Origin of the sequence: Dolichospermum sp. FACHB-1250, from assembly GCF_014696335.1 — a bacterium.
Taxonomy (GTDB): domain Bacteria; phylum Cyanobacteriota; class Cyanobacteriia; order Cyanobacteriales; family Nostocaceae; genus Dolichospermum; species Dolichospermum planctonicum.
Genome location: NZ_JACJPZ010000019.1, coordinates 53493 through 76343, shown reverse-complemented (window position 1 = coordinate 76343; position 22851 = coordinate 53493). Strand labels below are relative to the sequence as shown.

The 22851-nt window shown below is 36.3% G+C and carries 24 protein-coding genes; 13 read left to right on the top strand and 11 right to left on the bottom strand.

Annotation, left to right across the window (positions count from 1 at the left end):
- The 4 genes from H6F39_RS08995 to H6F39_RS08985 form a co-directional block, all read left to right on the top strand.
- The coding region (locus H6F39_RS08995; RefSeq protein ID WP_190396569.1) for an ATP-binding protein at positions 1-1603 on the top strand (1603 nt) is incomplete at its 5' end.
- Between the two features lie 98 nt (positions 1604-1701).
- Positions 1702-2793, top strand: coding sequence for an RNA-binding domain-containing protein (locus tag H6F39_RS08990; protein WP_190371579.1), 1092 nt, complete (start codon positions 1702-1704; stop codon positions 2791-2793).
- Between the two features lie 29 nt (positions 2794-2822).
- Positions 2823-2951 carry a hypothetical protein gene (locus H6F39_RS20980; protein ID WP_255501571.1) on the top strand — a complete coding sequence of 43 codons (129 nt, stop codon included), beginning with the start codon at positions 2823-2825 and terminating at the stop codon, positions 2949-2951.
- 44 nt (positions 2952-2995) lie between these two features.
- On the top strand, positions 2996-3253 hold the full coding sequence (locus H6F39_RS08985) for a hypothetical protein (protein ID WP_137907711.1): 258 nt from the start codon (positions 2996-2998) through the stop codon (positions 3251-3253).
- A 112-nt stretch (positions 3254-3365) separates the two neighbouring features.
- On the opposite strand, the gene H6F39_RS08980 is transcribed toward H6F39_RS08985, so the two are convergent.
- The 8 genes from H6F39_RS08980 to H6F39_RS08945 form a co-directional block, all read right to left on the bottom strand.
- Positions 3366-3779, bottom strand: coding sequence for a type II toxin-antitoxin system VapC family toxin (locus tag H6F39_RS08980; protein ID WP_137907710.1), 414 nt, complete (start codon positions 3777-3779; stop codon positions 3366-3368).
- Positions 3776-4033 carry a hypothetical protein gene (locus tag H6F39_RS08975; protein ID WP_028088743.1) on the bottom strand — a complete coding sequence of 86 codons (258 nt, stop codon included), beginning with the start codon at positions 4031-4033 and terminating at the stop codon, positions 3776-3778. The genes H6F39_RS08980 and H6F39_RS08975 overlap by 4 nt, the downstream gene beginning before the upstream one ends.
- A gap of 39 nt (positions 4034-4072) precedes the next feature.
- Positions 4073-5278, bottom strand: a complete 1206-nt coding sequence (locus H6F39_RS08970; protein ID WP_137907709.1) for an aspartate aminotransferase — start codon at positions 5276-5278, stop codon at positions 4073-4075.
- A 119-nt stretch (positions 5279-5397) separates the two neighbouring features.
- The gene (locus H6F39_RS08965) at positions 5398-6549 is read right to left on the bottom strand and encodes an iron-containing alcohol dehydrogenase family protein (protein WP_190396568.1); all 1152 of its coding nucleotides are present in this window, start codon (positions 6547-6549) and stop codon (positions 5398-5400) included.
- 211 nt (positions 6550-6760) lie between these two features.
- Complete coding sequence (locus tag H6F39_RS08960; protein WP_137907707.1) at positions 6761-7300, bottom strand: Ycf51 family protein; 540 nt, start codon at positions 7298-7300, stop codon at positions 6761-6763.
- Between the two features lie 539 nt (positions 7301-7839).
- Positions 7840-9135, bottom strand: coding sequence for an O-antigen ligase (locus H6F39_RS08955; RefSeq protein WP_137907705.1), 1296 nt, complete (start codon positions 9133-9135; stop codon positions 7840-7842).
- Positions 9117-9959 (bottom strand): YaaW family protein, encoded by an 843-nt coding sequence (locus tag H6F39_RS08950; protein WP_190396573.1) that lies wholly within the window; start codon positions 9957-9959, stop codon positions 9117-9119. The genes H6F39_RS08955 and H6F39_RS08950 overlap by 19 nt, the downstream gene beginning before the upstream one ends.
- Positions 9960-10030: 71 nt before the next feature.
- Positions 10031-13624 carry a hydantoinase B/oxoprolinase family protein gene (locus H6F39_RS08945; RefSeq protein ID WP_190396567.1) on the bottom strand — a complete coding sequence of 1198 codons (3594 nt, stop codon included), beginning with the start codon at positions 13622-13624 and terminating at the stop codon, positions 10031-10033.
- A gap of 279 nt (positions 13625-13903) precedes the next feature.
- On the opposite strand from H6F39_RS08945, the gene H6F39_RS08940 reads away from it, so the two are divergent.
- The 4 genes from H6F39_RS08940 to H6F39_RS08925 all read left to right on the top strand — a co-directional run bounded on the left by H6F39_RS08940 (position 13904) and on the right by H6F39_RS08925 (position 18030).
- Positions 13904-14209 carry a hypothetical protein gene (locus tag H6F39_RS08940; RefSeq protein ID WP_028083898.1) on the top strand — a complete coding sequence of 102 codons (306 nt, stop codon included), beginning with the start codon at positions 13904-13906 and terminating at the stop codon, positions 14207-14209.
- Positions 14210-14699: 490 nt separating this feature from the next.
- Entirely contained in the window at positions 14700-15914 is a 1215-nt protein-coding gene (locus H6F39_RS08935) for an ABC transporter substrate-binding protein (RefSeq protein WP_190396566.1), read from the top strand.
- 6 nt (positions 15915-15920) lie between these two features.
- Positions 15921-16871, top strand: coding sequence for a branched-chain amino acid ABC transporter permease (locus tag H6F39_RS08930; protein ID WP_190371585.1), 951 nt, complete (start codon positions 15921-15923; stop codon positions 16869-16871).
- A 184-nt stretch (positions 16872-17055) separates the two neighbouring features.
- Positions 17056-18030, top strand: coding sequence for a hypothetical protein (locus H6F39_RS08925; RefSeq protein WP_137907701.1), 975 nt, complete (start codon positions 17056-17058; stop codon positions 18028-18030).
- 427 nt (positions 18031-18457) lie between these two features.
- Here H6F39_RS08925 and H6F39_RS08920 read toward each other — a convergent pair whose 3' ends face one another.
- Genes H6F39_RS08920 through H6F39_RS08910 form a run of 3 tightly spaced genes read right to left on the bottom strand, consistent with a single transcriptional unit; the run spans position 18458 to position 19229 of the window.
- On the bottom strand, positions 18458-18838 hold the full coding sequence (locus tag H6F39_RS08920; RefSeq protein WP_137907700.1) for a hypothetical protein: 381 nt from the start codon (positions 18836-18838) through the stop codon (positions 18458-18460).
- Positions 18835-19017 (bottom strand): hypothetical protein, encoded by a 183-nt coding sequence (locus H6F39_RS08915; protein ID WP_137907699.1) that lies wholly within the window; start codon positions 19015-19017, stop codon positions 18835-18837. The genes H6F39_RS08920 and H6F39_RS08915 overlap by 4 nt, the downstream gene beginning before the upstream one ends.
- A complete protein-coding gene (locus tag H6F39_RS08910; RefSeq protein ID WP_137907698.1) occupies positions 19014-19229 on the bottom strand; it encodes a hypothetical protein in 216 nt (71 codons plus the stop codon). Before H6F39_RS08910 ends, H6F39_RS08915 begins: the two co-directional genes overlap by 4 nt.
- A gap of 144 nt (positions 19230-19373) precedes the next feature.
- Here H6F39_RS08910 and H6F39_RS08905 point away from each other — a divergent pair, with 144 nt between their 5' ends.
- The 5 genes from H6F39_RS08905 (at position 19374) to H6F39_RS08885 (ending at position 22819) form a co-directional block, all read left to right on the top strand.
- Positions 19374-19556 carry a helix-turn-helix domain-containing protein gene (locus H6F39_RS08905; RefSeq protein WP_236097109.1) on the top strand — a complete coding sequence of 61 codons (183 nt, stop codon included), beginning with the start codon at positions 19374-19376 and terminating at the stop codon, positions 19554-19556.
- Between the two features lie 168 nt (positions 19557-19724).
- Positions 19725-20708 (top strand): branched-chain amino acid ABC transporter permease, encoded by a 984-nt coding sequence (locus tag H6F39_RS08900; protein ID WP_137907697.1) that lies wholly within the window; start codon positions 19725-19727, stop codon positions 20706-20708.
- A gap of 77 nt (positions 20709-20785) precedes the next feature.
- Positions 20786-21544 (top strand): ABC transporter ATP-binding protein, encoded by a 759-nt coding sequence (locus H6F39_RS08895; RefSeq protein WP_137907696.1) that lies wholly within the window; start codon positions 20786-20788, stop codon positions 21542-21544.
- A gap of 2 nt (positions 21545-21546) precedes the next feature.
- Positions 21547-22281, top strand: coding sequence for an ABC transporter ATP-binding protein (locus tag H6F39_RS08890; protein ID WP_028083902.1), 735 nt, complete (start codon positions 21547-21549; stop codon positions 22279-22281).
- Between the two features lie 46 nt (positions 22282-22327).
- Entirely contained in the window at positions 22328-22819 is a 492-nt protein-coding gene (locus tag H6F39_RS08885; protein ID WP_190396565.1) for a hypothetical protein, read from the top strand.
- The last annotated feature ends 32 nt before the right edge of the window (positions 22820-22851 follow it).

Sequence of the window (22851 nt, the reverse complement as noted above, 5' to 3'; positions counted from 1 at the left end):
ATTAGCAGAATCTGGAAATTATGAGAAAGCTTGTGAGATTTTTGAAAGTTCTTTACAAATTAATCCCGATAATATCATAGCATTAACTAGCTATGGAAAAGCATTAGCAGAATTTGGAAATTATGAGAAAGCTTGTAAGATTCTTGAACATTCTTTACAAATCAAGCCTAATGATTTAATAACATTAACTAGGTATGGAGAAGCATTAGCAAAATCTGGAAATTATGAAAAAGCTTGTGAGATTTTTGAGCGATATTTACAAATAAAGTCTGATAATTATATATCTTTTATATACGCTAAATGTCTAGAGGAGTTATGTAAATACAGAGATGCCATATCTCAACTTGAAGCAATAGATTTTGATAGCCTACCGCAATATTATGTAAATGTTATTCATATCAATTTAGGAAGACTTTACTATGGTCTTAAATTGCAAGAACAGGGAAATAAATATTTTAACTTAGCAATTGCTAACTCAGATGATATAGAAAAATCATTATTATCTAGTGCCAGAAGTATCTTCGCTCATAATCCTTATAATGAAATTGCTGTTAAGATGTTACAACAAATTGCTGAGGAATCACCACGCTATTCTCAAGCACTGGAGATGTTGACGCTGAATTTAAGTGAAGAAGAATATTTTAAAATGGTTAAATCTGATTACCAAAGTGGTGTGAATGACACCGAAATACTAAATCGAGCGATTTATCATAAAATTGCTAATGAAATTAGCATTCTCAAAGGGATTGCTTACCGGATTTTGCGTTTTTCTCAAACAGAAGATCCCTTACTTACAGGTATTATTAATGATATTGAGGATGTACTTGAAGAAGTTAACCGTCGTCGAGGATTAGAAAAATCCCAAATTTCCACTATTGCTAATGATGAATATGAGCAAATTCTAGCAATTATTTCCAAAACTGCTCATGATATTTCTGATTTTGTTAATAATCAGTTAGCAATTATTGAGTCTAAAACTAGACGTGCTATGAGAAAAATTGCTGTTGATAATCCTCACTACAAGCAATTTGAGAAATTATTAACACAACTAGAATTTACTCAAATTGCTCTTAATGATCTCAAAGCTATTAATGAAGGGATTAAAATTAAAAATCATCACTTTAAAATCAAAAAACTCTTTGAAAAATGGGAAGCTAATCCTCATATTGATAATGCTTCTATTACTCTGGATATTAACAATGGTGATTCAGAGTTTAATGGTGATGAAGAAAAGATCAAAAGTATTTTAAATGAGTTAGTAGAAAATTCTCTCAAACACAATGCTAAAAAACTAGATTTAAACATCTCCATATCTACAGAGGATATTATCAATCCTCCGGGAGTTCGTGGTGCTAATATTCCAGGTGAGCAAAAATATTTATTAATTGAGTTTAATGATAATGGTCAAGGAGTTCCCCCAGATAAAAAAGATTGGATATTTCAACCTTTAAAAACTACCGCTAGTGAAGGTCATGGTAGCGGTTTAGGATTATTTATTATTCGCAAAACATTAACACAGATGAACGGATACATCCAAGAAACTGGATGGAAAGGAGCTAAATTTAAAATCTATATTCCTTATACAAAAAGCGAAAATAGTTAATTTCGTGAAATTTGATATCAGTCACACTATCAGGTTATACTAGGAATATGGTATAATTTGCTTTATGTCGTTTTTAAATCTCTGAAACCTATAAAATTATGCAAACAGAAAATATTCATTTGCTATTAGTAGAAGATACTCCTCGTTACCTCCGTGAACTTGTAGAGTGGTTAAATGATTTTGGTTATCGTCATATTGAGACTGCTTCTAGTGTAGTTGAAGCAACAGAAAAGTTATGTAATCCTTTTGATGTCATAATTTCTGATATGCGAATGGAGCAAGATAACAGTGGATTTGCGATTGTGGAAGAGGTAAAAGCACGTAATCTTTCATCAGTAGTGATTATCCTCACTGCTAACGACACTGTGGTAGATTGCCGGAATGCGTTTAAATTAGGAGCATGGGACTATATTTCTAAAAATATGGAGGGTAATGTTTTTGATGCTGTCCATTATTCTATTCAAGAAGCTATTACCTATTTTAATCGTTGGGGTAATGTCCACAATGAACAATGGATAACTGAAAATCTGGAAATTTTAGAAAAAGACTATTGGGGTAAATATATTGCAGTCATTAATAAAACTGTGATTGAAACAGCAGATAATGAAGATACCCTCAACAAATTACTTGAGGAACGAAAATTAAGACGGTTTTTAACTACTATTAGAAAAATAGGTAATTTACAACCAATTTCTCACCTGATAAAATTACCAGAAAGTCCAAAATTAGAATATAAAAGCACTTTGCAATGGGATGTTAAACAAAATCGTAAAAATGAGGATTTGAGATTTAGTGTCCTGAAAACTATTGCTGCTTTTCTTAATTCTGAAGGAGGAACTTTAATTATTGGAGTTGAAGATGATGGTAATATTTTTGGTTTAGAGCAAGATTTAGCTATTCTTTCTAAAGGTTCTTTAGATCAATTTGAGCAGACAATTGTACACCTGATTTGTACGTACATTAGTGCTAATTTTATGTCATTAGTTACAATTCGATTTGAGACAATAGATAGTAAAATAGTTTGTGCAGTTGATGTCAGAAAGTCAGATAAAATCGTCTTAATGAAAGGTAAAGATAAAAAATTAGAACTCTACATTCGCGCTGGTAACACTTCTAAGTCTCTTATTGATACTCCAGAAATAGTAGACTTTTGTTTAAAACGGAGTAAACCGTCAGGAGAAAGTTATTAGACCAGGCTATAAACTCGATTCGTGGTATAGTGGAAATAGAACAAGCTAAAAGCGATCGCTCTTTAGAAACAACAGTACAAGTATTCAGCATTATCGCTACTATAGTATGTACTTTTCTAGCTATGTTGGGTGTATGGATCAAAAAGCGGAAATTGTAGGTGACAATGAATCATAACTTAGATATTTAATGAAGGAATAAATCATGAAAATACAAGGAATTATCAAAGGTAACACTATAGAATTATTAGATCAAATATTAGACAAAATTCTTCTACCTGATGGAGTAAAAATTTCTATAGAAATACCAGATAACTTAATAATTAAACAACCCAAATGGCCAGAGTTAGAAACTGTTATTGGTTTATGGAAAGATGATCCAGAAATTGATGAAATTTTTGATATCATTAATCAGGAACGTCATCAATATCATAAATTTAAACAGATTTCAGGTGATTGGTAATTGATGATTTCCCCTTATCCCATATCACCTTAATTATTACGCAGAAACAGAAACTTGCGATTGATAGCAAATACCCGCTTCCTTGAATCTTTGTAAAGCTTCACCCAAGCGATTATGGCTGAATTACAGAAATCTCCTCATTACGGTTTTTACGATAAATATTAAAATCGCTATCTAAAGTCATAATTGCACTATTAGGTATTTGTTCAGACATTCTCACCAAACAAGCATCAGCAAAGGACATTGGTACAGATTCATAACGATTCATTAAATGTCTGATATTACTTGCTTCTCCTTGCAAATCAAAAGAGATCGTGATTACATTACCCTCAATCAATTCAATAATTCCCTGTTGAATATGAGGTAAATCACGAAACAGAAAACAAGCTTCTGAAATCACAGCATCACAGGTGAATACAGGTAAATCAACCTGTCTCCATTGAGTTACAGCCCATTGATGAAAGCGATCAGATTTCCTCAAATAAGCAACCAAAACACCAGTATCAAGAATTATCTGCTGATTCATTTCTGCCCATATTCTTTCATGTATTTCTTATTAAAAGAAAGATCGTCTACCCCACCTTCAATAACTCCTTCCCATTTTCTCAATAGATCATGAGGAGAAGCTTCAGGCTTTTTGAGATTTGAGTTTTCAGAATCTTGATTAAGTTGGTGATTACCCAATTCAAATACTAGAAACTCAACAAAACGGAGAACTTGCTGCTGTTGATCTATAGGTAACTGCTGCATCGTAGTTACTACTTTTTCCAGAATTGTCATAATCTTAATGCTTTTGAGATTGTGTATTCACCTTAATTATTACGCAGAAACAGAAACTTGCGATTGATAGCAAATACCCGCTTCCTTGAATCTTTGTAAAGCTTCACCCAAGCGATCGCAATCAGCAATTAAACTAATTCTTACATAGCCTTCACCACCCACACCAAAAGCATTTCCCGGAGTGACTACTACCCCTGTTTGCTGTAAAACATTCAAAGCAAAATCTGTAGAATTCATTCCCCCCGGACATTTTATCCACAAATACATAGTTGCTTCGGTTTTAGGAATATTCCACCCCAATTTACCCAAACCATCAATTAAAAAATCTCGACGAGTGCGGTAACGTTGCTGCACTTCATGTAAATAAGAATCAGGAAGTTGTAAAGCGGTTTCTGCTGCTGTTTGTAAAGCGGAAAAAATGCCATAATCTAAATTGGTTTTGAGTGTCCGCAAACCTTGGATCACGTGACGATTTCCGACGACAAAACCAACGCGCCAACCTGCCATATTATAGGTTTTAGATAAAGTGTGAAATTCTACCCCTATATCCTTTGCACCGGGAATTTCTAATAAACTAGTAGGTTGATAACCATCAAAAGCTAATTCTGCATAACATAAATCATGGACTAACAGGATTTCATACTTCCGCGCAAAAGCGACAATTTCTGCAAAAAATTCCCGGGGGGCGGTGGCTGCGGTAGGATTACTAGGATAATTAAAATAGAGAATTTTGGCTTTTCTGGCTACTTCGTCAGGAATGGCCGCTAAATCAATTAACCAGTTATTTTCTTCTTTAAGAATTAAATTGTGAATGACTCCCCCAGCAATAATCGGACCACGGAAATGTACAGGGTAAGATGGTGAAGGTACTAATACAGTATCACCAGGATTAATGTAGGCGATCGCTAAATGTCCCAAACCTTCCTTAGAACCGAGTAAGGGTAAAGCCTCACTATCAGGATTAAGTACCACTCCATAGCGACGATGATACCATTGAGTAATAGCTTTACGGAAACTTGCAGTCCCTTCAAATGGAGGATAACCATGATTAGCGGGATTTTGCAAGGCCGTCATGGCAGCTTCTATTACAGGTTGAGGTGTAGGACCATCGGGATTTCCCATACCCAAATCAATTAAATCCAGTCCTTGTTCTCTAGCTTTCGCTTTTAATTCATCTAAACGAGCAAAAACATAAGGAGGTAACTTTTGTATCCGTTCTGCGGGAGTAATCCAACTTAAATTCATTCTTTCAACCTCGAAATAGGGAACAGGTGACAGGTGATAGGTGACAGGTGACAGGTGACAGGGAATAGATGAAAATTTTACCAATTACCCATTACCTATTACCCATTACCTATTACCTATTACCCATTTTTAATTTTTAATTGATTTGGTGCAGTGGTAGAAACCATTGCGGCCATTAATTGTTCCAACGCTACTTTAAACGGTAAACGGTGGATATCAGAATTAGGTTCTAAACTAATTTCTGCTGCTGTTTGTAACTCACCCAAAGTGATATTACCTAATCCCAAATCTGCTAATTTTTGGGGTAGTCCAATCTCTGCGTAGAACTTCAACAGTTGTTGTCTTGCTGAAGCTGCTAATTGATTTCCCTGGATCATTTCTTCTAACCGCAGTTGTACCAGAATACCATAAGCGACCTTTTCCCCGTGAATGCTATTATGTCCCGAAATATGGGTTAAGCCATTATGAACCGCATGGGCAGCGACTGTGCGACATTGCGCCCCCCCTAGACCCCCAATTACCCCGGCTAGGAGTACGGTTGCGTCTACAACTTCTTGCCAAATTTCCGTACCTGGGGACTGTAACGCATTAGCGGACTTTTGTAGTAAAATGTCTCGTAAAATTCGCGCTTGTTGAACCGCAGCAATAATTAAAGTTTGTTGCAAATGTCCACTGCTAACCGATGCTTCGTACCATTTAGCGATCGCATCTCCAATACCTGCCACTAAGGTCCGTTGCGGTGCAGTCTGGATCAAATTATAATCCAAAATTAGCAAATCTGGACAGCGAGATAAAGCCACGTCATACAAAAACGCCCCCGTTGTTGAATATACATTAGAAAGGGCAGTCCACGCCGCACAGGTAGCCCCAGAAGTGGGAATTGTGATCACTGGTAATGTTAACTGGTGAGCGACTAATTTAGCGGTATCTAAGGCTTTACCACCACCAATACCGATAATGATATCAGCCTTATGTTCCTTGGCGGCTTTGCGTAAAGCTTTCAGACTAGTTTCACAACAATCAGCGCCATAGGAAGCCAAGATAGAATGTAATTGTTGAGATTGGAAAAGAGGTTTTAAATGCTCTTTGCTCAGATTAAGAGTATGATTTCCGGCTACAATTAACGGACGAGTTCCCAAATTAGCGACTTGAGCCGCAACGGTTGATAATATACCAGCGCCGCGAATTACTTTCCCTGGGGAAATAGAAAGGCTGAAAAATGAACTAGCAGCTTGAGTAGACAAAGTTTCGGTAGGATTTTGATTAGGCATGATCTTTATTTTGCCAAAAATATTGATATTTCTTAATCAGATTTTAAAAAAATAATCTTTATTGTATTGTATATAGCAAAAAAAATGTGCAAATAGAGAATATAGGAAAATATTTATTTCCCAATATAGCGGACTGCTGAAAGCTAAAAAATGCTATAGCTTCTAGAGACGTTTACCGAAACGTCTCTATATTCTTTTTTTAATTCTTTTTTTACGAAATGTCTAATCCTGACGCAGCGGGTTTTGGTAGTGAGGCAAATTTGTCTAAATAAATTTTGATTGTCATTTCCGGGTCTTCACGACTGACTAGAGTGCGGTTGACTTCACCCAGGTATAGGGGTACAGACAACCCGATTTCTGGGTGGATAATGGTGCGGGCGCGGACTGTTAATTGCTTATTTCCGCCACTACCTAAGCGACCATAGGAATACAGGTTACTAGCTGCTTGACGTAAGGTAGCTTCTAATTCTGTGGGAGTGATTTCCGGGAAGGTGGAAATTACCGTTTGGTTAGAACCGTTATCATAAACTAGGGTGTATTTAACAGCACCGGGAATGACTGTGCGACTCAAGGGAACAAGGGACAATGAAAATAACCCCCCTGTCAGTACCAGCATAAAGCCAGTTGCACCCACTAATCGAAAGCGAAAGCCCCATTTGAGTATAAAGGCTAAAATTGTCAAAACTGCAAATACTATTGTAGCAATACCTGACCATTGGGTGTATTGTAAAAAATTATCTGTACTAGGCATAGGGTTTTAATTACGAACTTTCTTATTTTACTAATTACAGTGATTTTCAGGTCAATGAACCACGGTTTATAGGAAATTGTTTCCTTCTAGGCGCGAAGGAAGAAGGTAATCAGGGTGTGGTGTAATTAAATAGATGAAATAGATGAATGCTGTTGTCAGTTTTAATTATCTCTGAATTTAAGTAGGTTAACGGAAAAAAACCAACATAAGTAACGAAAAGTAAAGTGGCCTAAAACCTGTAACCTGTAACCTGTTCCCTGTTCCCTGTTCCCTGTAACCTGTAACCTGTAACCTGTAACCTGTAACCTGTTCCCTGTAACCTGTAACCTGTTCCCTGTTTTCTGTAACCTGTTCCCTGTAACCTGTTCCCTGTAACCTGTAACCTGTTCCCTGTAACCTGTAACCTGTAACCTATAACCTGTAACCTATAACCTGTCACCTGTCACCTGTCACCTGTCACCTGTCACCTGTCACCTGTCACCTGTCACCTGTCACCTGTCACCTGTTCCCTTGTCATAACGACAATTTTTAACGCCAACCTACTTATGATGTGATTGATATTGGTACATAACTCCACACAATGCAGCTAGAAATATCCAAGCCAGGGTATTTAACCGAATATCAAAGATGGTGATATCAACGGTATTAAATAATATCCAGCTGATAAATGTAATTAAATAACTAAAAAAGATGAGGCGATTTTTTGGTTCTATGGTTTGGGAGTTCCATAAAAGTTGACTAGCTGTAATTAATATCCAAATTAGTAACCCACAAAATAATAAGGTGGTAATTAGACCTGTTTCCGCTGATAACATTAAAAAGAGGTTATGGGGATGATTTATATCAATTTGCATTTGGGTTTTATACAGTTCATTAAAACTGCGTAAACCTGAACCAGTTAAGGGGTGTTTTTGGGTTAAATTTAAGGCAAATTCCCATTGGGTTTTTCTCATTAATGCTATCGGTCTATCAGGAAACATATCATCATTTAACCGCGCCCAAATTCCATAGGGAACGAATTTACGGAAAAATTCTGCCATGGGTGAAGGTGCAAAAGCTGCTAATAAAAAACAACTGGTAATACTGACAACAGCACCAACAATTAATCGCCAACCTTGATATAAAGCATAAGCTAAACAGGTAAAAATAGCTATCAACCAGCCATTGCGAGAATTAGTTAAAATCAAGGCGATAAGGTTAGCAAATACTGTAATTGTTAAAAAGATAATCAGGGGATTTTTTTGTTTGAGTTTCTGATAGTTTTCTAGCCATAAACCTAAACCTAAAATGAAAATAGTTACTAAATATGCGGCTAAAGTATTAGCGTGCATAAAGTTAGAAGCCATGCGTCCTTGTGGTAATCCTCCCGGTGCAACTATCCAATCAAAAACAATCCATAAAACCTGAAATTTAAAGTTCCAATTCAGAAATAATTGCCCAAATCCTATGATTAAAATAGGTACAGAACCAAATACTATTATCCAGGATATTTGTCTTAATTGGGTAGGTGTTTGTATGAGGGAAGTTAGTCCTGCAAAAAAGAAAAAGAAGGGTAATAAGTTAAATAAACCTAAAAAAGCATCTAGTTTGTTTGGGGCAAATCCGGTGCTAATGAGTAGTAAAATACTCAAAATAGCAAATCCCTGGTGAATTGGATACTGGCGAATGATATGGTATTGTTTGCGCCAAGTTAGTAATGAAGCTACAGCTATGGAAATACCCCCTAAAAATGGACTCAGGGGGAAAGATATTAGTCCAAATTGCAGCCAATTCCAAGGGGTTTGTAAGCGGAAATTCGGATGATAAAAGGTTTTTTTTAAGCTATTTCCCAGCATTCTGTACGGGTAAGACGAATTTGGGCGAGGGTAAACACTGTAGGAATAATTCTGCCATAGTTTGTAGCGATCGCTTTCCAACCTAAATCAGCAAAAAACCAAGCCCACATCATTGGACCGACAAAAGCAAATACACTACGAACTGCACTATAACGGGCTGCGCTCATGGTCATACCCCGTCGAGACATTTGTAAAGCTACATGATTTTGAAACTGTTTAGTCGCTAGTCCTGTACCTGTAATTGCTGCTTCTTTAGCTACTTGATAGGTAGCAAAATGAACAGCAAATTCACGGGCGATAGTTTGTAGTACAAAGGGTTGAATTACAGAAGTTACAGCCAAGGCGCTACCACCTTTAAATATTAATCCTAAAGGATCATGTTGCAATGATAATGGTAATGGTTGTTTTAAGTTCGATTCTACTAACTGACGTTGCAAATTAATAGTTAGTTGCTGCTTTTCTGTTTTCGGTAGTTGTTTCCAAACCTTTCCTAACAAATGTAAAAATACTTCTGCTTCTAAATCAACTGTTGTTAAATTTTGATCATAGTGAATTTTCAGATATTTACAGACTTGAATCAGGGCTTGTCTGTAAGTTACTTTACTAGTCTTCCTCCGTAATACCGTGATCCCGTCGGCCGCTAAAAAACGAAAACGGTTCTCGATAGCGTCTAACCAAGCTTGACGGTCTTGGCTTTGTACTGTAATGGGTTCGGGGGTGTGAACATAATCTAAGGGGTTAAATTTGCGACTAAACAGAATTGCTGTCAAGTCCTGTAATTCTTCTTCGGTGGCTAATTCTAATACTGTCCTGAGTTCTTCCAATTTCCCGTCCTCTCTTCCGTACAACTTATCTGTCACCTATTCTACTACGTTATCAATGAAAATTCACCTCATCACAACTGGCTGTAGCCTCCACCACCAGGAGTTTCAATCACAAATATATCTCCAGGATTCATTTCTACCACGGCTTTGCTTGCTAATTTCTCCACAGTTCCATTATTTCTTTCTACATAATTTTTACCTACTATACCTGCTTCTCCACCACATAAACCAAATGGGGGAATAATGCGATGATTTGCTAAAATTCCTGCTGTCATATTTTCTAAAAATTGTAACCGCCGAATTACACCATTTCCACCGTGATATTGACCTTGACCACCACTATGTTGACGAATTGCAAAACTTTCTAAAATCACAGGAAAACGCCATTCTAAAACTTCGGGATCTGTTAATCTAGAATTAGTCATGTGAGTATGAACTGCGTCTGTTCCATCAAAATTTGCACCCGCACCAGAACCACCGCAGATAGTTTCATAATATTGATATTTCTCATTTCCAAAAGTGAAATTATTCATCGTTCCTTGGGAAGCTGCTAACACACCTAAAGCCCCATATAAAGTATCAGTAATTGCTTGGGAAGTTTCCACGTTTCCCCCAACTACCGCAGCCGGATAAGAGGGGTTTAACATACAACCTTGAGGAATAATAACTTCTAAGGGTTTCATACATCCTGCATTTAAAGGAATATCGTCATTTACTAAGGTGCGAAAAACATATAAAACTGCTGCTTTACATACTGCTGAAGGTGCATTAAAGTTATTATTTAATTGTGGTGAAGTACCAGTAAAGTCTATTTTGGCATTTCTGGAGTTTTTATCAATGGTAATTTCTACTTTAATCATACTTCCATCATCTAAAGCATAACTAAAACTACCGTCTTTTAAAACTTCAATGACTCGACGAACAGATTCCTCCCCATTGTCTTGGACAAAACCCATATAAGCTTGGACTGTTTCTAAACTATAGTGTGCTACCATTTTTAGAAGTTCTTGAACACCGATTTGATTCGCTGCAATTTGCGCTTTTAAATCGGCGATATTTTGAGAAATATTCCTAGCTGGGTAAGGTTCACTGCTGAGTAAATTAATTAATTCCTGTTCACAGAAAATCCCAGAATTAACTAGTTGAAAATTATCTAATAAAATTCCTTCTTCTGCTATATTTGTACTATAAGGTGGCATAGAACCAGGAGTTATTCCACCAATATCTGCATGATGTCCCCGGGAAGCAACATAAAAAATGGGAAAATTAGCATTGAGAAATACAGGGGTAATAACTGTAATATCTGGAAGGTGTGTTCCCCCATTGTAGGGATTATTAGCAGCAAAAACATCACCCGGTTTAATATTATTTTCATGAGTGGAAATCAAAGCTTGAACACTTTCACTCATAGAACCTAAATGGACAGGAATATGCGGCGCATTTGCTACCAATTGTCCATGATGATCGAAAATTGCACAGGAAAAATCAAGTCTTTCTTTAATATTGACAGAGGAACTGGTATTTTGTAATGTTATACCCATTTGTTCAGCGATCGCTCGAAACAAATTATTAAAAATTTCCAACATAACCGCGTCTTGGCGATTTTGGATTTTCGATTTTGGATTTTTGGTTAAAGATCGAGCATTTCCATTATGCTTTAATATCAAATTCTGAATATTAGTTAATTCCGCTTTCCAGTTAGGTTCAATAATATTTGTACCTGTCGCTTCTACAATAATTGCAGGACCTAAAATACAGTCCCCCGGTTGTAAATTCTCCCGACGATAAACTGGAGTATTCCACCATTTTCCAGCCGTAAACATTTGTACGGTTGTCTCTGCAACAGGTAAATTATCATTTATTCGAGAAATTACGGTGACAGTTTGGCGATGATGATGTAATACTAATTCTACCGTTACCGCCTCCACAATTAACCGCTTTTCCGGGACAATAAAGCCATAACGCTGACGGTGTAATTCTGCAAATTGATCCTCTATTGCTTGTAAATCAGCGAAATCTACCACTAAAGGCGCGTCTGTTCCTTCATATCTTAAATGCAGCTTTTTATACAGTAAAATCTCTACATTACCAGGATTTTGGCGGTTTAATTCTTTTTTTCCCGCTGCTGCTAATTCTGCGAATACTGCTCTTAAATCTGACAACAATTTTAATTCTAAAACCGCTTCAATAGCTTTGTCTTTTAAGACTCTAACATCTGCTAAACCCATCCCATAAGCAGATAAAACCCCAGAATAGGGATGAATCAATACCTGTTTCATCCCTAAAGCGTCAGCAATTAAACAAGCGTGTTGTCCACCGGCACCACCAAAACAGCATAAAGTATATTCGGATATATCATAACCACGTTGGAGCGAGATTTTCTTAATTGCATTAGCCATTTTATCAACAGCTATGGTCAGAAAACCTGTGGCTACTTCCTCCGCTGGGCGATGATCACCAATTTCTGCTCTTAATTCCGCAAATTTACCCTTGACAATTTCTACATCTAATGGTAAATTAGCTTCCCTGCCAAATACCTGGGGAAAAAAAGCGGGTTGCAACTTACCCACCATGACATTACAATCGGTGACTGTCAGCGGTCCACCTTTAGAGTAGGAAGCCGGTCCAGGATTTGCACCAGCGGATTCTGGTCCGACGCGATAGCGAGAACCATGGAAATGTAAAATTGAGCCACCACCCGCTGCAACTGTATGAATAGCCATCATTGGTGTGCGGAATCTCACCCCAGCTACCTCCGCTTCTAATGTGCGTTCATATTCACCATTGTAATGGGCAACATCCGTAGATGTACCACCCATATCAAAACTGATAATTTTATTAAATCCTGCTAGGATGCTAGTTTGCACCGCCCCGACAATTCCCCCCGCAGGACCTGATAAAATACTATCTTTACCTTGAAATGTTTCCGCGTCAGTTAAGCCACCGTGAGATTGCATAAACTGGAGGGTGACATTTTTTCCCAACTGACTGGCTACTTGATTGACATATCTTCGTAAAATCGGGGATAAATAAGCATCTACTACCGTTGTATCACCCCGACTAACTAACTTCATTAACGGGGTAACTTCATGAGATACTGAAACTTGAGTAAAGCCGATGTTTTTGGCGAGGTTAGCAACTTGTTTTTCATGGTTAGTGTAGCGATAACCGTGCATAAAAACAATTGCACAGGAACGAATGCCGTTATTGTAAGCTGTTTGTAGTTGTCGGTGAACACTATCTAAATTTAAGTTAATTAATACTTCACCTTGAGCATTGTAACGTTCTTCTACTTCAATCACCTGCTCATACAACATTTCTGGTAAAATAATTTGCCGAGCAAAAATGTCAGGACGGTTTTGATACCCAATTCTTAAAGCGTCTGCAAACCCCTTGGTGATAATTAAAACAGTTCTATCTCCCTTTTTTTCCAGGAGGGCATTTGTGGCTACTGTTGTTCCCATTTTAACAACTGCGATTTCTTGACTAGGAATAGCCGCGTGAGCAGAAATGCCTAAAATTTGCCTAATTCCCTCTATGGCGGCATCGGTGTACCGTTCGGGATTTTCGGATAATAGCTTATGAATTTGTAACTTACCATCTGGGCTTTTGGCGACAATATCAGTAAACGTACCACCCCTATCAATCCAAAATTCCCAAGTCATTGTAGATTACACCTCTGTCAATAGTTACAAACTTTAATCAAAACCCTAACTAGGTATTGGCAGGTTTAGCGATTCCGGTTCCAGGCTTCGCTATCATGAGTATATTCTATCTGATCAAAATATATCAATCTCAAGTGCAATCTGTGATATATGCTGATTTAAGGTTAGACTTTTAATATATGGGAAAAAAATACTTCTTTCCTTATCTATTGTAAAATTCACTTAACAAACAAAGATTGAGTTTAAATAAGTGCCATCAGATACAAAGGAGAAATAACAATGACAGAAAATACTCAAGAAAACAGTGGTAATACTGAACAAAGTTCTCAAGGAACAATGATAGTAGCTGGAATGCGTCCCATTACCACAGGGACTTTACAGGTAGTTGATACCTACAACTCCATGGGAATTCGTCCCATAGGTGCAAACACATTCCAAGTGGTTGATAGTATTAATTTGTCTGGTATTCGTCCCATTGCTTCCAGCGCTTTGGTAATTGCTCAAAACTATTCTATATTCGGAAATCGCCCAATAGCCCCAAATACTTTTGATGATTCCGAAATTTTGATGGGTTTTCTAGATTAGTACCAAAGTTAAGAATTGAGGAGTCAGAATGCTTGTATAAAGTATCCAATGTTTAGAGTGAGGCTATATTCGCCCAATACTAGAAAAACATCCTCTTAATTTTTCTGAGGTCGTTGCATAATTTCTACCGCCATTATGCAACACCGTGAATTTACCAATTTTATTGTGCTAATTTATAGCGGGCAGGATGCCCGCACCACAGACAGCTAACACACCATACCTCAAATATACTGCATTTAAGTATAATTTTATTGTGCTAATTTATAGCGGGCAGGATGCCCGCACCACAGACAGCTAACACACCATACCTCAAATATACTGCATTTAAGTATAATTTTAATTGGTATAATTATAGCGGGCAGGATGCCCGCACCACAAGATACTGATATTTTCAAAAATCAGACCTACTACACTAACTAATTAGCAACTAATTATCAGTCCTTGTGTGGTTAAATAAATATGATCCCAAAACTATAACTATAGTTGAATCATGAACAAAACTCCTGGACTAACAACCACATTCTTAGCTACCTGCACTATTTTACTAACAGCTTGCGGCGGCGGTAATACCGGGACTAACACTGCAACTAATACCTCCACCCCTACATCTAGTGCTATCCCCATTGGCATCGCCTTTGCCCAGACTAGCAACGTGGCCTTACTAGGTCAAGAGGGTATAGCAGGTGTAAAAATAGCCGAAAAGTATTTTAATGATCAAGGTGGGGTTAATGGTACACCCATTAAATTAGTAGTGCAAGATACTAGTGGAGATGAACCAGGGGCAATCAACGCTTTTCAAACATTAATCAACAAAGATAAAGTGGTGGGTATTATTGGTCCAACTTTATCCCAACAAGCTTTTAGTGCTGACCCGGTTGCAGAACGTGCTAAAGTTCCAGTAATTGCAGCATCAAATACGGCTAAAGGTATTCCCGAATTAGGTGATTATATTGCTCGTGTATCTGTACCTATTGCTAAAGTTGCTCCCAATGCAGTCAAAGCAGCACTCAAACAAAACCCCAATATTAAAAAAGTGGCTGTTTTTTATGCCCAAAATGACGCATTTAATAAATCAGAAACAGAAATATTTCAAAAAACAGTTAAAGACGCAAAACTAGAAATAGTTACAGTCCAAAAATTTCAAACTACTGATACCGATTTTCAAAGTCAAATTACTAATGCTATGAATTTAAAACCAGATTTAGTGATTATTTCTGGTTTGGCTGCTGATGGTGGTAACTTAGTAAGACAGTTGCGAGAACTCGGTTATAAAGGTTTAATTATTGGTGGCAATGGTTTAAACTCATCTAATATATTGACAGTATGTAAAGCACTTTGCGATGGTGTAATTATTGCTCAAGCCTACAGTCCAGATCATGCTAATAATATTAACCAAAAATTTCGGCAAAGTTATTTAGATCAATACAAGAAAGAACCACCCCAATTTAGCGCCCAAGCTTTTACCGCTCTACAAGTTTATGTAGAAGCACTCAAAGCTTTAGATAATCAGAGTAAGATTAATAAATTGCCATTACCACAATTAAGAACTGCACTGAATAAACAGATATTAGCAGGAAAGTATGATACACCTTTAGGGGAAATATCTTTCACACCTATCGGTGAAGTAGTACAAAAAGATTTATATGTAGCCCAAATCAAAATGGATAAAGATGGTAATAGTGGCAAATTCACATTTATTAAATAGTCGGAAATGGATTTCACAGTAATTTTACAACAGTTGTTAAATGGGTTATCTATTGGCAGCGTTTACGCTATTTTTGCTTTAGGATATACCCTAGTTTATTCGATTTTAGGCATTATTAATTTAGCCCATGGGGCAATTTTTACTTTAGGTGCTTATTTTACTTATGCACTCATGGGCGGGAATTTTGGCTTTAGTGGTTTGTTAGCTAATGCAGCTTTACCCGTAAAATTGCCTTTTACAATTGCTTTGATTTTAGGTAGTATCTTGGCTGGATTAATCGGAGTCATCATGGAACGTCTTGCCTTTAAACCATTGCGGCGTAAAGGTTCTGACCCATTATTAACAGTGGTTTCTAGCTTGGGTGTAGCCGTGGTAATTGTTAACTTAATTCAATATTTATTAGGTGCAGAAAGTTACACTTTTCCAGCGGATACGTTTGGGAATTTACCAGCAGCAATTAATTTTGGTAGCGCCCAACATCCAATTCCTATTCGCACTGTACAACTAATAATTTTTGTTGTTTCCTTGATAGTTGTTTCCATGATTACCTATTTTGTTAATTATACTAAATATGGTAAAGCTATGCAAGCGATCGCTGAAGATCAAATAACTGCCAGTTTGTTAGGAATTAATACCGATAAATTCATCATTATCACATTTTTTATCAGCAGTTTCTTAGCAGGTTTAGCAGGAACTTTAGTCGCTTCTAGTGTCAGCATAGCCGGTCCTTATTTTGGAATTGGTTTTGGTTTACGGGGTTTAGCTGTAATTGTTTTAGGAGGTTTAGGAAGTATTCCCGGTGCAGTTTTGGGAGGTTTAGTTATCGGGATAATTGAAGCATTAGTTCCCGGAGAATATTCTGGTTATAAAGATGCTGTTGCTTTTGGCATATTGTTTATGATGTTATTAGTTAGACCCCAAGGTTTATTAGGTAAGAAGTTTATTCAAAAGGTGTAGAATTAAAACATCCTCTAAGGAAATACAGAAATTAGAGTAATTTAGCTATCAGGAATCTTTGTTATGAAAGTGAACGGAAAAAAACCGACATAAGTAACGAAAAGTAAAGTTGCCCAAAACCTGTTCCCAGTTAAGAGTTCCCTGTTCCCTTGTCATAACGACAATTTTTAACGCCAACCTACTTATGAAAGAAGTAACTGCTAATTATGATGAATCTTGGAAAGAAGCATTAACGGAGTATTTTGAAAGCTTCTTAACCTTCTTTTTTCCCGAAGTCCATCAATTAATTGATTGGACACAAACGCCTCAGTCCCTTGATAAAGAACTACAGGAGATTACGGCTTCATCAGAAACAGAAAAACGTATTGCTGACCAACTTTATCAAGTTTGGTTACTGGATAAACGAGAAGTTTGGATATTAATTCATGTTGAAATTCAAAGTCAATATGAAGTATATTTTGGTGAACGGATGTATATTTATAATTACCGTTCCTTTGATTTATATCACAAACCTGTAATTAGTCTCGCCGTTCTAGGTGATGAAAGGCATAATTGGCGACCTAGTGCTTATGGTTATTCCCTTGGAGGGTGTGAAGTTAGTCTGAAATTTCCCATTGCTAAACTACTGGACTATGAATCTCGCTGGCAGGAATTAGAAGCTAGTGATAATCCATTTGCTATCATAGTAATGGCACATTTGAAAACTAAAGCAACCACTGGTAATTTATCAGAACGGGAGCAATGGAAATGGACATTAATTCGCGGACTTTATGATAGAGGCTTAACAAAAGAACAAATTGTTAAACTCTTTAAAATCATTGACAAAATGATGACTTTACCTGGGCAATTACAGCAAAAGTTACTAAATCAACTTAACAGTTTAGAGGAGGAAAGAAAAATGCCTTTTATCAGTCCTACAGAAGAAATGGCAATAGAACGCGGTAAAGAGATTGGTAAGGAAATTGGTGCGTTACAAAATGCTCGTGATTACATCAAAACTGTTTTGCAAACTCGATTTGGTGAGGTTTCTTTAGAGATTATAGTATCTCTATCTCAGATTTCTAATTTATCTATTTTAGATGAAATGTTGAAATTGGCTGTAACAGTTAATTCTGTGGATGATTTTAAACAGACTTTGGAATTGACAATATCTAAATAATTAATTGCGAAGAGAATTTGCTAAAACAAATTAAGTTTTTTAACCCACCTTTTGCTTAATTGTAAATTCGGTGGGTTTTGTCTGTATAATCAATGATATCAATAATTATGCAAACTTCAATGAGGTTAATCGAATATAGCATATAATCATTTTACGAATATTCTCGTGAACAAAGAAACTACTTACCATTATTTCCTAGAGGAGAAGGAGAATTTAATACTATTCCAAAACGCATTTTAAAAATAAATATTGAAAATTAATTACACTACTGAATTGGGTAAAAACTTTGAGATTTTAGCTACAGTGTAATTAATATGATGAGCAATATATTTGAAAACTATTACTTTTCAGAAAATAAAATCGAAATGTGGGAGATTTACATGAAAATGCCTCTTTCATTTACCTACAATTTCCCACAGGTTTCTATTCACGCTTCTATTTTAAGACTAGGGGATACTTGGATTTTTGGTAATGGTTTTAATGGGGTATTTACTGGGGAATAACGACAATAACAAATAACTACTGATTCAAAAGTACCCAGAGGTAAATCTGGTACATATTCTTCTACCTTGGAAACCTCCCAATCACCAATTCTATAATGTGTACTTGCACCTGGAAATTCAGAATCTACATATTCTTCAATTTGACTAAATTCCTTGAGTCTATAACCTGGTTCGGGAATAGGTTTTTTAGAACCATCATAATGTTCAGCTAGGATATTAGTACAAGCTCCAGTATGAGATAGTAACATTTTTTTCCAGTTTTTTAACTGTCCTTTATCTGCTTTAAAAATAATATATTTACTCATTTTGATTCCTCATGATCATTAGGAAATTCTGTTTCACCTTCAAACACACAATCAACTTTGAGAATTTTATTATTAGTAGGTTCTACTTTCAATAATTCCCATCCGTATTTATCAGCCATTTCTTGACATTTATCTCTGTCTGTAGCTGCGTGTCTGGAAATTTTTTCTTCCTCTGTCATGGTGATTCTACTTGTTGAGATTTTTTATTTTGGGCGATCGCTCTCTTGACAATCACCTTAGCTAATTGAGGAACACTGAGAAACTCTCTAGCAGCCCAATCTTCTAAGTATTTATATTCATCTTCTTCTATGCGAATTGTCATTTGCGGTTTTTTGGAAGGCATATCTAACCCATGATTCACTACTCCTAAATTATCGTTCTTATTAGTCAATCAGACTAATAATGAATTAAAGTATTTACAAGTGATGCACTTGTAACTATAATATTAACAAGTAATCTATTTGTCAACTATATTAAAACCTGACATTATAGCTAAATTAATATAATTATTACCTGACATTATCAAAGAAACATCATGACTACCAACATCCTGGATAACATTTATCTGCGGACATTAGGAGAACTCCTCCAACAAGCGCGTAAAAAATGCAACATGACTCAAGCGGATGCAGCCAAAATTATTGACGCTGCACGCACCACCATGATCGCTATTGAAAAAGGAGAACGTCGCATCAAAGTGTTAATCATTTATTATTAAATAATGTACTCAATGCAATTAGAATTAAAGCACATTATCAACCTCCAAAAAATCATCCTTTGCGAAATTGGTGGATAAATGCTTCTTAATACAGCATATTGTCAGTCAATGAGGTACAAGATTGATGTATACTAACTATAAAATGCAAAATGTTTCCCACACCAAAATATGGCTGAATTTTTTTCTACTTACGGCTCTTTAATTGTCTCAATGGTCTTAGGTTCACTGCTGGGACTATCACTTTACCTGCCATTAATGACCGGACAATTATCTTTAGCTAGTCCGGGATTTTATGCTATAGGTGGATATATTGCCGCCATTTTTTCTACTAAAGTTTTTATATCTAATATCTCTAATAGTGATTTACTCCCAATTCATATCTTATTATTTGAGATGTTAATTGCTGGAATTATTTCCGGTTTATTAGGTGTAGCCGTGGGAGTTCCCGCTTTAAGATTGCGAGGAATTTATTTAGCAATTGCTACCATTGCTTTTGTGGAAGTTTTGCGGGTGATATCTTTAAATTTAGAGATCACAGGTGGTGCAGTTGGTATTTTTGGTATTCCCCAACCTTTCCAAACACCAATAGAATATTTATGGATTGCTTTACCTTTATTAATTATCAGTATGGTGGTGATTTATCGTCTAGAACGTATTCGTATTGGCCGAGCTTTTATTGCTATCCGTGAAGATGAATTAGCAGCGGGAGCAATGGGAATTAACCCCACCTATTATAAAGTTTTAGCCTTTACCTTGGGTTCAATTTTAGCCGGGGTAGTTGGCGCAATTAGCGCCCATTTTCTGAATACTTGGAATGCCCGTCAAGGTACTTTTGATGCTAGTATTATTTACTTGACTTATGTGTTAATTGGTGGTTCTAGAAGTTTTTTAGGCGCAGTATTAGGAGGAATGGTATTTACAGCTTTACCAGAAGTATTAAGAAATCTCGCTGATACAGGTGGTTTACCTGATTGGTTTGCCCATTTTTTACGAGATGGCAGATTAATTATTTTTGGTTTGTTAATTGTCATTGGTACAATATTTTTTCCCCAAGGTTTAGTCACTCCTGATATTTTTAAGCAGCTAAAGCTAAGAATCTGTCAATTTTCAATTACCGCTAAAAGAGGGAAGGGGAAAAAGGGAAATCCTTAACATTGAAAAAGTATTTTCTCAAACAAACTTGACAATTTCACCTTTTTTGAACTTAAATCACATAAATCATAGTTAAGATGATGTTAACAGCAAAAGAATTAACCCGTCGTTTTGGTGGTGTAGTCGCAGTCAATAATCTATCTTTTTCTGTTAATCAGGGAGAGATTTTTGGCTTCATTGGACCTAACGGCGCTGGTAAAACTACACTATTTAATTTAATTACTGGTTTAATTCCTCCTTCTAGTGGTGAATTAATTTATCAAGGTCGAGTAATTTCTCAATTACCACCTCATCAAATTGCGGGTTTAGGAATTGCGAGAACATTTCAAAATATTCGCTTATTTGGGGAATTATCGGTATTAGATAATGTAATTATTGCCAGACATTTACACACTCACAGCAATATTATTACAGGAGTGTTAGGTTTACCATTAGCAGTCAAGGAGGAGGAAAACAGTAGACAAAAAGCCTTAGAATTATTAACATTAATTGGTTTAGATAATCGCACCGAAGAAAAAGCTAAAAATTTAGCCTATGGTGATCAACGTCGTCTAGAAATTGCCCGGGCTTTAGCTTTAGAACCGCAAATTTTACTTTTAGATGAACCTGCGGCCGGAATGAACCTTAACGAAAAACAGCAATTGAGTGAATTTATTCGAGATTTGCGCGATCGCTTTCATTTCACTATTATTATAATTGAACATCATGTACCATTAGTTATGGGATTGTGTGATCGGATTGCAGTTTTAGATTTTGGACAGTTAATAGCTTTGGATAAACCATCTCTGATTAGAAACAATCCAAAGGTAATTGCAGCTTATTTAGGGAATGAATGATAATGAACACAGATCAACATCAATTAACCAGGGAAATCATCTTAGATCTACAAGAAATCAATGTCAGTTATGGTGGTATTCAAGCCTTAAAAAAAGTTAATTTAACTATTAAAAAAGGTGAAGTAGTCACCCTAGTTGGTGCAAATGGTGCTGGTAAAACTACCACATTAAAAGCAATTTCTAAAATGCTAAATCCCCAAAGTGGAAATATTATTTATCAAGGACGAAATATCAATCGTCGTCAAGGACATGAAATGTTAAAACTTGGTTTAGCCCATTGTCCAGAAGGGCGGAGAATTTTAGCCAAACAAACGGTTTTTGATAACTTAATGTTGGGGGCTTATGTGCGTGGAGATAAAAACATTAAAACAGATATTTCTCAGCAATTTGATCTATTTCCTCGGTTAGCACAAAGACGCAATCAATTAGCAGGAACTCTCAGCGGTGGAGAACAACAAATGTTAGCTATTGCACGGGCTTTAATGAGTAGACCAAAACTCTTACTTTTAGATGAACCCAGTTTAGGTTTAGCCCCTGGGATTGTTAAAGAAATTTTTACAATTATTCAGAATTTACGAACAACAGGAGTTACGATTTTATTAGTTGAACAAAATGCTAATTTAGCTTTGAAAATTGCAGACCGAGGCTATGTATTAGAAGCAGGTTCTATGATTTTAACAGGTGCAGCCTCAGATTTAATTAAAGATGAAAAAGTTAAACAGGCTTATTTAGGGTAGGGAATAGATAAGATCATAGGAAAGTTGAAAAAAGAGTAGTTTAATCATGGACAATTCCCCAATTAGATCAAAATCTTTAAACTTTCAAGAAGATTATCCATGTCCAGTATGTCGTATTGGTAAAATTTCGCAAATGCCAATGATGGAGGCTATGTGCTGTGATTTTTGCCACGAAATTCTTACGGTCAATTTGGAACTACAGCAAGTGAAAATGCCTTCTAGAGAACCACCATTAGTTTGGCATTGGAATGGATTTAAGTGGAATCAAGCTCAATTATTAGGTGTGGAATTAGGTTGGGGTTATAGTTTAGCTGCCATTGCTTTTGTCATTTTACCTACAACTTTGATAGGTATTACGGTATATTGTTTTCCTCCTGCGGCTGATGATTTTTTCACCTGGATTCCATTGATTTGGACAGTATTAACTTTTTTGTCGCACTTAGCAATTATTGTTTGGATTGTGATTGAGGTCTACCGCGTCCCCGTTGTAGCATATTTGCAAGCCATTGGTCGCTGGCGAAATGGATTGATCAGATAAGACTTTGTTTTTAAATGTTGTAGTTCATTGAT